Origin of the sequence: Hyphomicrobium sp. (assembly GCF_009026145.1) — a bacterium.
GTDB lineage: Bacteria > Pseudomonadota > Alphaproteobacteria > Rhizobiales > Hyphomicrobiaceae > Hyphomicrobium_A.
Genome location: NZ_WBUE01000022.1, coordinates 65,461 through 77,044 on the forward strand (window position 1 = coordinate 65,461; position 11,584 = coordinate 77,044).

Consider the following 11,584-nt stretch of genomic DNA (forward strand, 5'->3'; position numbering starts at 1 on the left):
TTCCTATCGATCAGACCGTGCTGCATCCTGAATGCCCTCTTGTCCGGCTGTCACGAAATGATAGGGAGGCCAAGGCCCCGTGAGCTCGTAGCTGAACCCGTTGGCGGCCGCCTCGTCCTGCAGTGGGGCGAGGGCGAACCGGAATTCGTCCAGAGCCTTCTCGTCCACGAGGTATGCGGCATTGAGAATCATATCCACCGATTTACCGTGTGCGGCTCGCGGCTGAACCGGGATCGCTGCGCTCTCGCGCGCACAGGCGTCAAGGCGTCGCCGACTTTGCTCGGCGCATCTGGCGATCGCCGCGGCAACTTCGGCATCGAGCGCGCGATCGAATTTCTTCTGCAGAAAGAACTGCGTGCCCGGTGATGCGGTGGTGACTGCCTCGCGCAGTCTCCGCATCGCGCCGGATGCAGCCTCCAGTCGGCACCGCAGAACCTCGGGGTCACAATAGAGCTTGACCCCCCACTCGGAGGCGCCGCTCACGCGATCGAGCGCCGCGTCCAGCTCGGCCCGGTGCCGCGCGAGAGCATCCGCCACTTGTGCGGTGTCGCGGTAGATCGAGCAGAACCTGAATGGGACGAGCGTGTAGCCCGACCTGAGCTGCTCGAGGATCTTTTCGTGCGCGAGAACCCGATCGCGCAGCCATTCTTTGTCCGCCAGCGCCGCACGCAGCTCGGGCGCACCAAAAAGGCTGGCCGGGACCGTGCTTCCGAAGGCGACCAGGTCGCCCTGCACCAGACTGCATACGGGGGCATTGCCGATGATGCCTTCGCCCGGCAGCGCAGTGGGTTCCCGATCGGGCGGAACGCGTGCCACGCCGTATATGTAGACGAGGCTTTTGCCGGCATCCTCGAGGGCGGGTCCACGTGCACTCATGGTGCCCCCTCCAGGCCCGCTGCCGCAAGCTCCTGGCGCCGCACCGCCACCAGGATCGCGCCCTCGACCGCGTCGCGGTCGAAGCGGCAGTCGTTTGCCACGCCAGCCATTGACGGCAACGCCGTCGCATAGCTTATCAGCGTCTTGTAGGCATCCGTCAGCCGCGCAGGCGCTCCATCAGCGGCCTGCAAAGCGGTGCCGTGATCTGGGTGAATCCGCTGGATCAGCCGGCGATAAGCCGTCTTGATGTCCGCGAGATTCGCACTGTCGCCTAAGTTCAGCGCCCGCCGGGCCTGATCGATGACATCGAAGGAGGGCAGGCTCACCTCGACGGTGGCAAAGCTGTAGGGCGGCAGGGGCCCCACGCAGCGGAAATTCAGCCGCTCGTTGAATTCCGCGTCGAGCTGCGCCAGCCGCTGGTCCAACAGCTCGCTCGCCCCCACCGGTATCAGCAGCGCCAGGTTAGCGACCATACAGTCATCCATAAGGGCGTTCTCGGCCACGTCGGTCCCGATCGGTCGCAAGGCCGCCAAAATGCCGCGCCGATAGGACTCGCGTTTGCAGTCGATCGATTCTTTCACCAATCGTCCCAGGGCTATCCGCGAGTCGTTTGTCGCCGCCGAACCCTGCGCCTCTATCTTGCTTTTTAGCTGAGCAACGGCCTCCTCCGCCGCGACCTCGCGGAGCGCTTCCTCCACACTCCACGTCACGATCAGCTCGACCTGAACCTGCTGTGAGATCTCTGCGAGCCGCGCCGCCAACACGGCGCCCCCCCGCTCAAGCAGTCTGGCCACGACAACCTCATCGGGCAAAGTCGTGCCGAACTTGACGGGAAGCGTCGGCGCGATGCGCATGACGGCTTCCACCACACGCTGATGGGCGAGCAGATAGCGAACGGCCTCCTCGCGCGACAAGGCCCGGAAATCGATAGGAGGACTGGCGCCGACGACAGCTGCAACGCCGTTGCCGCATATCGTGCAGACCTGCGGATCGGCCACCGATAGACCCCCAACGTCGAACGTCTGGCGATGCATGGCTGGAACGATGGCGTAGACATAGATTGGACTCATGGTCGGTTCCTGCTTGCATTACGCTCGGCGAGTGCCATCTCGAAGTGCCGCTTGGTGATCTTCAGCTTGTGCAAGCTAGCGTCCGCGCCCCTGGCCGGAATGACCATCTCGCGGATCGCAAAGAGCGCGGCCTGCCGGCAGAGGCCCTCAAGGTCTGCGCCGACCAGTCCCTCCGTGCTCTTCACTAGGGCTTGGATGTCGATATCCTTAGCGAGCGGCATGCGCCGCGTCTGAACTTTGAGGATTGCCCGCCTCGCCGCTGCATCGGGCGCCGGAAGCTCAACATGGAATTCCAGGCGCCCCGGGCGCAGAACGGCCGGATCGAGGCGATCGAGGCGGTTTGTCGCCGCCAGCACCACCACGCCCTTGAGTTCCTCGATACCGTCGAGCTCGGTGAGCAGTTGCGAGACCATGCGTTCGGTCACCTGACTGTCGCTGCCGCCGCCGCGGCGCGGCGCCAACGCATCGATCTCATCGAAGAAGATAATGCAGGGAGCGGCTTGGCGTGCCTTGCGGAATATCTCCCGCAGGCCGCGTTCGGATTCCCCGACCCACCGGCTTAGAAGCTGCGGGCCCTTGATGGCAATGAAGTTCGCCTCGGTCTCACCGGCCAACGCCTTGGCCAGCAATGTCTTGCCCGTGCCTGGCGCGCCGTGCAGCAAAACACCCTTGGGTGCGCGGACGCCGGCTTGGCGAAATAGCTCGTCATACTTGAGTTGCCAGAGCACGACCTCAGTCAGCAGCTTTTTGATCTCGTCTGCCCCGCCCACGTCGTCCCACCGCACGTCCGAAATTTCGGTGGCGACTTCGCGCAGCGCGGACGGCTCGACATCAGCCAAGGCGCATTCGAAATCGGCCCATTCGACCTTGAGCGCAGCCAGCTTGTCATAAGGGATCGCCGTCTTCTTGAAGTCGATGTCAGGCATCAGCCGGCGCAGCGCGCTCATGGCGGCCTCCCGGCACAGGGCGGCCAGGTCTGCCCCGACGAAGCCGTGCGTTATTGCGGCAAGCCGCTCCAGATCCACCTCGTCGGCGAGCGGCATCCCGCGACTGTGGATTTCGAGGGCCTCCCGCCGCCCTTCCTTGTCGGGGATGCCGATCTCGATCTCCCGATCGAAGCGTCCGGGGCGCCGGAGCGCAGGGTCGAGCGAGTCGGGAATGTTCGTGGCGGCGATGATGACCACCTGCCCCCTCGCCTCGAGACCATCCATCAGCGCGAGGAGCTGGGCCACCACGCGGCGTTCGACCTGGCGCTCGCCACCCATCTCTTCGCGCTTGGCGGCGATGGCATCGATCTCGTCGATGAAGATGATGGCGGGGGCTTTCCGCTCTGCCTCCTCGAATACCTTGCGTAGTTGTGCCTCGCTCGCACCGTAGAATTTGTCAATGATTTCTGGACCGTTGACGTGGATGAAATGCACGTTGGACTCGTGAGCCACCGCCCGCGCGATCAGCGTCTTACCGGTTCCCGGGGGGCCATAGAGCAGGACGCCCTTGGGCGCCTCGATGCCCAGATGCGCGAAGACCTCCGGGTACTTGAGCGGGAGCTCGATGATCTCGCGGACTCGGCGCAATTCCTTGTGCAGGCCGCCGATATCCTCGTAGGTGACGGCTTCGCGGCGCTGCTCCGCACCGCCCTCGCAGGTAATAGCGGTGCCGGGGCCGACGACCACAGGACCTTCGGGTGCCGCCTTGGCAACGACGAAGTTGCGCATCTGGGTGCCGAACGGATTGACGCGCACCCGGTCGCCGGGAACCACCGGAATACCGTCCAGCAGCTGCGTCAGATACCTGCCTTCCAATCCGCGTGCGGACCGCGTAGGCGCGTCCGTCGGTGCCAGCACGATTTTGCGCGCGCTCTTCGTCTCGGAGCGGCGGACCGTCACCTGCTCGCCGAGGCTCGCGCCAGCATTCGCCCGCGAGATGCCATCGATCTGAATGGAGCGCTTCCCGCGCAGCTCGGCATGCGCCGGCATGACGCGCGCTACCGTACTCTGCTTGGCAACGACCTCGATGACGTCGCCGATCTCGACACCAAGCTCGGCCATGTCCTTGGGATCCAGCCGTGCGAGACCGCGACCGACATCCTTGGGGAGTGCCTCCGAAACCCTATAAGTCGCTTTGAGCGGGCCGCTGTCCATGTTCCACTTTCTTATCCGCTGCCGCTCCCCCTCCGGCTTGCACCCGGCGCCCGTTATCTCGCGTCTGCGTCAGCCGCTCCGCGCCGCCGCGGGACCGGCGACGCTGCGTCGCTCCTGCTTGCGCTTTGCCACTCGCCGCGGGGGCTCGATCCCCAGCGTTGCGTCCAGATCCGTCAGGCGTTGTCGTAGCTGCCGGTTCTCCCGCTCGAGGTCATCGGCCCGCGCAGTGAGCTTCGGGTCCGTCTCCCACCAGTTGATGCCGAGTTCCTTTGCCTTGTCGACCGAAGCTATGAGCAGACGCAGCTTGATATTGAGCAGGTCGATCTCGACCAGCGAGATCGTGATGTCGCCGGCGATCACGATGCCCTTGTCGAGAACCCGCTCGAGGATGTCGGCGAGGTTGGTGGTCTGCAGCGAATGTTCCATGTCGAGGTCGACCTCTGATTAGCCCTGCAATCGCTACCTGCCGCCGAGTGCACCAACCATGGCGATCACGTCCGCAGTCTGCAGGCGCAGCTCCGAGAAGCCGTGACAGAGACAGCAGTTAGGATTGGCCTGGTCATAGCTCGCACACGCCATCAGCACGTTCACCTCGTCGATGAGGTCGTGCACGAAGGCCAACTTTTCCGACCCGATCCGCGCCGCGTTAATGGATTTGGTCAGCATCTCGATCTTGGCTTCCTGCTGACCGAAGAGGCCGGTGGGGCACTGGATCTGTGTTGCCATCTGGGTCATGGATCGCTCCCTGCTCATTGGTCCTCCGTCATCTGGTCACGGAAATAGCGCCGCCGGCGGTGGTAGCTCAGCAGGGAGCCATCAGGCGCGAACACGGCGTCATAGGCCGCGATGACATCGGTTGAAGCCGGAATGCGCTTGAGCTCGATCAGGTCGACCGTGACGTGCCAACCGTCCGGCTCACACGCCACGGAAGAGACGTGATCAGCTTGAAGTCCGCTGATGTGCGCGAGCTCTTTCATGGCTTGCACGACGACCTCTGCGGCCCTCATTGGTTTGGCGGTAGCCGGAACCGGTGCGGGGTCGCCGGCAACCATGTGCGAATGCTTTGCCCTTAGCTGTTCAGCCATCTGGTCGGTGCTCGGTGGACCGGCCGGATTCGATTGAGCCACTTGCGCCTCTGGCCCGTGCCCTTTTGTGGTGCGCGCAGCACTTTGGGACATGGTCTAGCTTCCTTCCTTCATCCTTCGCGCCTCGTTCAAGCGCTCCAGCAGTGCCGCCTCGGTTTGCTCGAATTCTTCGGTGGTGATCCTGCCGAGGTCGTAGCGCTGCTCGAGCGCCGCCAATTCCTTGCGGATGTTGTTCTCATCGTAGAGCTCGCTCTCGGCATGCGCGGCAAGCGTCTCGACGAGCCACATCAGGCCCTTGAACGGACCCAGGACCGGCGCCGTCACGATCGAGCCAAGAACCGACATTGTATGCCTCACAGCCAGTTGTCGTTCGCCGGCCGCCTGTGGCGGGCGAGGACCGTCACGTTGCCCACCGCATGCTGACGTTGACGAAGTTGTAGGGCGCCACGGGGCCGACGCTCTTTATGAGCAGTCGACCGCCGATGTCGCTGTCGAGCGAGCGCACGGCGGCATTGAATTCCTGCTCCCGCGTCCGTGCGATCAAGAGCGCGGCGTTCAAAACCATATGGTCCGCGATCGTGGGGTTGACCTGTGTCTTCTCGGCGAGCGGGCGTAGCCGTTCAAGAATGGTCTCCGCATCACGACCGCGCCGCGCCTTCAGCTCCGCTTCGACGAGCTCGCCGAGGCGAATACGGTCATAGTAGGTCTCCTCGAGCGAGCGCCCCGCTAGTCCATCGCGCATGCGCCGGATTGTCGGGTTCTTTTGCACGATTTCCTGGAAGACGATGTCCTCGTACCAGAACGCCTTGAGGCCCATCTCGATCCGGCCCTCCATTTGGTCGAGCAGCGCGCTCAGCTCCTTGTGCCGAGCCTTCAACAGCTGTTCGCGGACCGTCTTGGGACTGGGCGCCACGCAGTCGAAGCGAATGGGCAGCACGGTGTACTCGGTCATCACTTCGTCCAGGACCCGCATATGCGCCATCATGTTCCGGCGCGTATTGTCGTAGCGCGGCAGTGGAGAATTGCTCGCGGCCACTGCCAAGTCGCCGACGTTGATGGTGTGAACGATGTCGCCCCGTTCGCCTATTCCCAGCGTGTCGAACGTGCGCGGCTCCCGACAACGCAGGACACAATACAGGTATTGAGTGACGTCGCTTTCCGTGTGGACTTTGGGCGAGCGGGCATCTAGCAGCCTCATGGCGAGCCTCCCTTGGGATCGAGGACGCTGTCGCACCCGGTTGCCGGCTCCGATTTCGGCCGCCGCGACCGCTTCGGCCCGGCGCGTGTTCGGACCACATTGAACCGAACTGGCAGATTCTTTTCCCGCAGCACATCGCCGAGAAACGCCACTGCCTGGCTGGCCCAGGCCTTGGTCTCCGCCGGCGTGAGATTGACCTTGAGGCGCCGATAATGGTCGCGGAGCTTTTCGTAGAGGCGTTTGACTGCCGGATCGAGATGCCCCCACACGCCATCGTTCAATGCGCCCTCGAGATCCTTGGCATGGCGCGGTTGCCCGGCGCGCAGGAAGGCCGCGGTCTCGAGCGCAAATCCTAGGTGCGCTTGCAGATCTCCGACCAACAAAAGCGCGGCCGCCTGATCGGCGCCCAGCTTTCCGTCGGCAACCTGCTTGTCGAGGCTTTGCACCAACGACGGCCGCTTTCTCACACCCAAGCGAGCTGTCTCGAAGGCGTCGCTGTTGAGGTGAAACAGCGCGTTGCCGAAACCGGCCCGTATGGCAATCTCGTTGGCGAACACCTCCTGCGGAGCATGGAGGCATACCTGATCGGCCAGCAGGCGAAGAATATCGACCGCCACCTTTGGCATGCCGCTATCCTCCGTCACCTCCATGACGAGTTCGCGAGCGGCGTGAACCGTCTCGTTCTCGGCTAGAGGATGTCCGTGCTCATGCGCCAGCAGCGCGCGCAGGGCAACCTCGTCGCGCCAAGTGCCGTCCTGCTCCAGCACCCCGCGGTTCACGAATACGGCACATTCGGACAGGTCGGCCGCATCGTAGACGTTGACCATGGGGCGGCGGTCGACGTCGTCGGCGACAACCGAGGATAATGAGGTGGCTCGCTTGATTTGCGAAACCAGCGGCATCAGGTTCTCGAGCACAAACATGTTGACCCGCTTGTGTGGCCAGTTGCCCAGCCGAGCATAGTGTCGGATGACCTGCTGCTCCTCCTCGATCAAGCGAGCAAGACCCTGCCGCGTATCGGCCATCACTTGCAGCGTCGTATCGTCGACGCGCGTGCGGGAGAAATGCTCGATCGCATTGGACATGGCTCAGGACTTCTTCATCCGCAGCTCCAACAGGCCGTTCTTGAACGATCGCCGCATCGAGGCCGGATCGACCGCGCTCGGCAGCAGGATCTCCTTGGCATAGCGACGCTGACCAGACGAACTGAGCGCCAGGACGTCACCACGAACATCGATGTGGAGTGCATCTTCCGTCACGCCCGGAAGCTCGGCGGCGACAACAATCTCATTCTCTTCGTCGAAAACATCGATCAGCGGCTCGCGCACATCGACAACCTCCGGCCCTTCCTTGGTGGTGCGGATGTTGCCGAAGTGCTCGATGTGCGGCTCGCCGCCGAGACCAACCCGCACGCTCACGCCGTAGATGCCGTGCGCCTTTTCACCGAGGCCCTTGACCTTGAACTCGCCGGTTCGGCTGACTTGCTGCTCGCCGACCTCGACGAGTTTACCGAGCACGCCGACGAAGTCTCCAAGCCCCTTGAACAATGAGCCGAAGCCGATTTCGACCGTAGCGTGTTCCTCAGCCTCCGCGGCGTGTTTGCGTTGTTGACCTTTTCGCACTTGCATGACCGACCTCCGGTATTTGCTTTCGTTGGATCGTTGCCGTCTCAGTATTCGACACTGAAGTCGAGCCGTGGCACCGTGCCGCCGTATCCTCGATCGGTTTTGCGCGCGCGTTTGCGCCGATTGACTCCACGATCCGCTTCGCGGGACTGGCGGATCAGCCGCTCGAGTTCGGCTATCTCCTTTTCGAGAAGGATCAAGCGGCTCCTGGTCAGTCTCTGCTTTTCCGTCCACACTGCGAGTTGGCGTTCGAGCAACCCCCGATGATGGTCGAGGCGCGCGAGCTTGGCCGTGAGCTTGCCGTTGTGTTGATCTTTGGGTGGCGCGAGGTTGCCGACGGGAAGTCCGCGCGCCTCATGAAGTCCCTTGACGTGTGCCATCGCCGCGCCTCCTCGCCTCCTTGGCCTGCATACGGTTGATCCGGACATGCGAACCGGACTGTTGGTTCATCGCTGCCGCCGGCTCCGCCTCTGGTCCCAACCGCTCAGCCGTACCTTCATCGCCGGCCTCTCGCCCCGAGCAATGGTGGGCGATGAGGCTCATCAGCATCTTGGATTGCTGTTGGCGCTGGTCCGCGGACCGGCTGCTGAATGCGGTCCGTGGGCCGAGCAGGTCCATGCAGATCTGCACGAAACGCGGCTCGGCCGTGGACGTGCGCAGCTTCTGAGCGGAAACCATGCGGGCGATCATGATGCTGGTCCGCAGCGTCGGGGCCTGATCATACTCGCCCGATGCCCGGTAGCCGCGCACCAGATCGACGATTGGCGCCACACTGGATTCGGACAGGCGGGAGCGGGAGGCGGCGATGGCGAGCTCGGTGTCGCGGTCGAAATAGTCGACATCCAACATGATCATGCGGTCGCTCAACGCGTCCTGGGCATCGTGCACTCCGGAGTACTCCTGCGGATTGCTCGTGAAGATCGCCCGGAACTCGGGATGGACCTTGATGTAGCTCTCATTCTGATTGGGCACCGGCAGGACTAGGATCCGCTCCTCCAGAACGCCGAGCAGCACGTTGTTGGCTTCGGCTCGCGAGCGGGTGAATTCATCGTAGACCAGCGTGCAACCCTCCCGGCAGGCGGTGGTCAGACGATGATCGGACCAGCTGCGCGTGGCACCCTCCTCGTACTTCAAGACCGTATGGACGTAGCGATCGACGACCTTGCGGTACTGGTATCCGTACTGGCCACCCACCAGATTGGAGGTCGTCATCTCTTCGTCGCCGATCAGGAATACCACGGGGCGGCCGAGCTGCGCCGCCACATGAAAGGCCAGCGTTGTCTTGCCGGAGCCGGCCGGCCCGCGGAAGTGCACGGGAAATCCCTCTCGCAGGTAGCCCAATGAGCGATTTGCCAGGTTCTGAATCGCCGGCGTCTTCACGAAATTCGTACTCGGTCGCACGGCGATCGTTGTTCCTGCGAGGTGGCTTTCTGAACGCAAAGCAGTCGGCATCATTGGGTCTTTCTCCATCACGGCGCGTGGGTGGCCGCGCGCGGCTCCGCACATCCTGGAACGCTTTCGCACTGGAAGGCGCGATACCATTGCTGGCGAGCCAACTCGTATTGGCTGGGTTTGCTCTGCCAGGCGCGAAACTGCTCAAAGATGCGCCTCAGAGCGGGCTCACATTCGTGCCAGAATTCTTCATCGAGGGGTGAACCCGGCGGTCGCCCGCTGAGCTGCGCTTGGCGGCAGAGACCGGCCGTCATGCTTCGCTCGAAATCGCTGCTGAAGCCGGCAGCTACTTGCGTGACCGCATAGGCCACCGCGTCACCGAAGGCGAAGGCGAAGCCCGGGTGCAGTCCCAGCGACCTGCCAACGGCTGCGGCCAGCACCGACACTATGCGGGCGAGCGCCTCGGGGTCGCCGGCCGTCTTATCCTCACCGTTTCGCGTCAAGCGCACGATATCGGCATAGGCGAGCGGCTGGCCCCTCTGCCAATGCCGTGGTGGCAACAGAACAAACATGAACGCGCTCGGTTTGAACTCACTGACCGGTTCGCCTGCGCCCAAAGCGATTGATAGCCGCTGCCACAGAGTCTTGAGCAGCAATCGAGCGTCGGCGAGATCGGGCTGCAGAACGATTTCCGGCTGCAGGCCGTCGCGTACCACCACGCGGCAGCTGACCCCGGTGAAGGCCTGCAACGCGGGCGGCAGCGTTATTTCTATGCTGCCGCTCGTGCGCCCCGCAGATCTGATCTTGCAAATGTTGAGCTGCATTGTTTCTTCACTGCTTTTCTTCCGCCCTGCCGTCTGCGCTAGCGGCCCGTCTAGCGGCGCATCTAGCAGATCATATTGTGCCGCATATCACTCTCGTTTCGCGCACGCGCCCAAGTTGGGGGACTCATTTGCCCATGGCGCCGCCATTGAGCCCGAATGACTTCCAGATGTTGTGGGCTTTCATCTGGTCTGCATGGATCGCCCCGAGAAAGCCGGCCATGTGCGTACGCAATTTCCGACGATCGGAAGCAAGTGAAGCCCGTTGCCGCTTGGCCATCTTTTCATTCGCGCTCGCGAAGTTTGTTACGGCCAGCGCAGCGGCGGCACGGAGCTCCTCCGCCCGCTTCCTGATGGCATCGACCTGATTTTGCAGTCCGGCCCGCATAGGGCCGGCAGCCTTGCGGCGGCTGCTTTTGCAGCGCGCAATTTGATTGGCCGTGCCTCGCCGATCCGCTGCAACGTCCTTGAACTGGGAGGCGAGGAACTTTTGCGTACGTTCAATTTGACTGGCCGTAGCGCGCCGGTGAGCGGCGACATCCTTGGCCAGAGATGCGAGGAACTTTTGAGTCTGTGCGCGATAGTCACGGGCCATTTCCCCGCGCATCGTCGCACAAGCCTCCAGTGTGGACTTCGCGGCCCGCCGCATCTCCTTGATGGCGGCCATGCGGAACTTGCCCGCTTGTCGAAGCTCCTTCGTCAGCCGGTCCATATCATTTGACTGGGACATCGCGACACCATCTCTTTTGCGGCCCATCTGCTCGTTGCAAGTTTACGTCGTTGCAAGTTTGCGGCGCGAGGTAGATGAACCAACCGAACAGGGAGCGAGGCGACCTCAGATCTCATCGATTGCTGCCGTCTCCCCGCTCCAGTTTCAGATCCGATACAATCCCATACCGGATCCGATACCAGCTAGGAGGAACGCTGGTTGCTCGACGTTCAAGCAGTCTGAGCCGCCGTAAGACCGATGGCCTCAGCGTACTTCAGATAGGTGTCGACGCCGGCCACGACGACGCGGGCCTCGATCGCAAGCAGCTCAATTCCGACCAGCGAGACGCGGGCCCAGGCATCGATAACGACGCCCTTATCGAGGATGCGATCGACCACTTCAGCGAGACTTGTCGACGCGATGGTTTTTTCAACTGCCATTGCTTTCTCCTCAGATTGCGTGCGGTTGCTACAATGCATGATGAAAGCACATGCGCGCCGGGGCCATAAGCTGGGTCGAACACCCAGCGAGCTTGGGGTTTCCTGATTACGCACCATAGTCCGCCATCTTGAGCCACCAGTAGGGCTGTGGCCGGGTGGCGAGGGCGGCGCAGCCGAGGGCGGGGATCATGGCGGCGAGATCGAAGCGGTGGTTGAAGCGCCATTCG

Annotated in this window: 15 protein-coding genes; all 15 read right to left on the reverse strand. The window is 63.0% G+C overall.

All coding sequences use genetic code 11. The features are described 5' to 3' along the window. Positions 1-3: 3 nt before the first annotated feature. The 15 genes from F9K20_RS15770 to gvpA all read right to left on the reverse strand — a co-directional run bounded on the left by F9K20_RS15770 (position 4) and on the right by gvpA (position 11,357). Positions 4-876, reverse strand: a complete 873-nt coding sequence (locus F9K20_RS15770; protein WP_291003834.1) for a GvpL/GvpF family gas vesicle protein — start codon at positions 874-876, stop codon at positions 4-6. Then, complete coding sequence (locus F9K20_RS15775) at positions 873-1,946, reverse strand: GvpL/GvpF family gas vesicle protein (RefSeq protein ID WP_291003837.1); 1,074 nt, start codon at positions 1,944-1,946, stop codon at positions 873-875. The genes F9K20_RS15770 and F9K20_RS15775 overlap by 4 nt, the downstream gene beginning before the upstream one ends. Beyond that, positions 1,943-4,087 carry a CDC48 family AAA ATPase gene (locus F9K20_RS15780; RefSeq protein ID WP_291003840.1) on the reverse strand — a complete coding sequence of 715 codons (2,145 nt, stop codon included), beginning with the start codon at positions 4,085-4,087 and terminating at the stop codon, positions 1,943-1,945. The genes F9K20_RS15775 and F9K20_RS15780 overlap by 4 nt, the downstream gene beginning before the upstream one ends. A 69-nt stretch (positions 4,088-4,156) precedes the next feature. Beyond that, positions 4,157-4,513, reverse strand: coding sequence for a gas vesicle protein (locus tag F9K20_RS15785; protein WP_291003843.1), 357 nt, complete (start codon positions 4,511-4,513; stop codon positions 4,157-4,159). Positions 4,514-4,546: 33 nt separating this feature from the next. Beyond that, positions 4,547-4,822, reverse strand: coding sequence for a hypothetical protein (locus F9K20_RS15790; RefSeq protein WP_291003846.1), 276 nt, complete (start codon positions 4,820-4,822; stop codon positions 4,547-4,549). A gap of 14 nt (positions 4,823-4,836) precedes the next feature. Beyond that, entirely contained in the window at positions 4,837-5,265 is a 429-nt protein-coding gene (gvpO, locus tag F9K20_RS15795) for a gas vesicle protein GvpO (protein WP_291003848.1), read from the reverse strand. Between the two features lie 3 nt (positions 5,266-5,268). Beyond that, the gene (locus F9K20_RS15800) at positions 5,269-5,517 is read right to left on the reverse strand and encodes a gas vesicle protein GvpG (RefSeq protein WP_291003852.1); all 249 of its coding nucleotides are present in this window, start codon (positions 5,515-5,517) and stop codon (positions 5,269-5,271) included. A 55-nt stretch (positions 5,518-5,572) separates the two neighbouring features. Beyond that, entirely contained in the window at positions 5,573-6,370 is a 798-nt protein-coding gene (locus F9K20_RS15805) for a GvpL/GvpF family gas vesicle protein (protein WP_291003855.1), read from the reverse strand. Next, complete coding sequence (locus F9K20_RS15810; protein WP_291003858.1) at positions 6,367-7,455, reverse strand: hypothetical protein; 1,089 nt, start codon at positions 7,453-7,455, stop codon at positions 6,367-6,369. Before F9K20_RS15810 ends, F9K20_RS15805 begins: the two co-directional genes overlap by 4 nt. A gap of 3 nt (positions 7,456-7,458) precedes the next feature. Beyond that, positions 7,459-7,998: an Hsp20/alpha crystallin family protein gene (locus tag F9K20_RS15815; protein WP_291003861.1), complete on the reverse strand. Its 540-nt coding sequence runs from the start codon at positions 7,996-7,998 to the stop codon at positions 7,459-7,461. A 41-nt stretch (positions 7,999-8,039) separates the two neighbouring features. Then, entirely contained in the window at positions 8,040-8,375 is a 336-nt protein-coding gene (locus F9K20_RS15820) for a hypothetical protein (protein WP_291003864.1), read from the reverse strand. Further along, positions 8,350-9,450 carry a gas vesicle protein GvpN gene (gene gvpN, locus F9K20_RS15825; RefSeq protein ID WP_291003866.1) on the reverse strand — a complete coding sequence of 367 codons (1,101 nt, stop codon included), beginning with the start codon at positions 9,448-9,450 and terminating at the stop codon, positions 8,350-8,352. The genes F9K20_RS15820 and gvpN overlap by 26 nt, the downstream gene beginning before the upstream one ends. Positions 9,451-9,464: 14 nt before the next feature. After that, positions 9,465-10,136 carry a hypothetical protein gene (locus F9K20_RS15830; protein ID WP_291003869.1) on the reverse strand — a complete coding sequence of 224 codons (672 nt, stop codon included), beginning with the start codon at positions 10,134-10,136 and terminating at the stop codon, positions 9,465-9,467. A 199-nt stretch (positions 10,137-10,335) separates the two neighbouring features. Then, a complete protein-coding gene (locus F9K20_RS15835) occupies positions 10,336-10,965 on the reverse strand; it encodes a hypothetical protein (protein WP_291003872.1) in 630 nt (209 codons plus the stop codon). A 182-nt stretch (positions 10,966-11,147) separates the two neighbouring features. Next, on the reverse strand, positions 11,148-11,357 hold the full coding sequence (gene gvpA, locus F9K20_RS15840; protein WP_291003874.1) for a gas vesicle structural protein GvpA: 210 nt from the start codon (positions 11,355-11,357) through the stop codon (positions 11,148-11,150). Positions 11,358-11,584 lie beyond the last annotated feature (227 nt).

What these genes read in the sequence shown, in the direction of transcription:
- F9K20_RS15790 (WP_291003846.1), bottom strand. Translation starts at nt 4,822, where the DNA reads ATGACCCAGATGGCAACACAGATCCAGTGCCCCACCGGCCTCTTCGGT.
- F9K20_RS15810 (WP_291003858.1), bottom strand. Translation starts at nt 7,455, where the DNA reads ATGTCCAATGCGATCGAGCATTTCTCCCGCACGCGCGTCGACGATACG.
- F9K20_RS15835 (WP_291003872.1), bottom strand. Translation starts at nt 10,965, where the DNA reads ATGGGCCGCAAAAGAGATGGTGTCGCGATGTCCCAGTCAAATGATATG.
- gvpN (WP_291003866.1), bottom strand. Translation starts at nt 9,450, where the DNA reads ATGATGCCGACTGCTTTGCGTTCAGAAAGCCACCTCGCAGGAACAACG.
- F9K20_RS15770 (WP_291003834.1), bottom strand. Translation starts at nt 876, where the DNA reads ATGAGTGCACGTGGACCCGCCCTCGAGGATGCCGGCAAAAGCCTCGTC.
- F9K20_RS15780 (WP_291003840.1), bottom strand. Translation starts at nt 4,087, where the DNA reads ATGGACAGCGGCCCGCTCAAAGCGACTTATAGGGTTTCGGAGGCACTC.
- gvpO (WP_291003848.1), bottom strand. Translation starts at nt 5,265, where the DNA reads ATGTCCCAAAGTGCTGCGCGCACCACAAAAGGGCACGGGCCAGAGGCG.
- F9K20_RS15800 (WP_291003852.1), bottom strand. Translation starts at nt 5,517, where the DNA reads ATGTCGGTTCTTGGCTCGATCGTGACGGCGCCGGTCCTGGGTCCGTTC.
- F9K20_RS15805 (WP_291003855.1), bottom strand. Translation starts at nt 6,370, where the DNA reads ATGAGGCTGCTAGATGCCCGCTCGCCCAAAGTCCACACGGAAAGCGAC.
- F9K20_RS15775 (WP_291003837.1), bottom strand. Translation starts at nt 1,946, where the DNA reads ATGAGTCCAATCTATGTCTACGCCATCGTTCCAGCCATGCATCGCCAG.
- F9K20_RS15815 (WP_291003861.1), bottom strand. Translation starts at nt 7,998, where the DNA reads ATGCAAGTGCGAAAAGGTCAACAACGCAAACACGCCGCGGAGGCTGAG.
- F9K20_RS15785 (WP_291003843.1), bottom strand. Translation starts at nt 4,513, where the DNA reads ATGGAACATTCGCTGCAGACCACCAACCTCGCCGACATCCTCGAGCGG.
- F9K20_RS15820 (WP_291003864.1), bottom strand. Translation starts at nt 8,375, where the DNA reads ATGGCACACGTCAAGGGACTTCATGAGGCGCGCGGACTTCCCGTCGGC.
- gvpA (WP_291003874.1), bottom strand. Translation starts at nt 11,357, where the DNA reads ATGGCAGTTGAAAAAACCATCGCGTCGACAAGTCTCGCTGAAGTGGTC.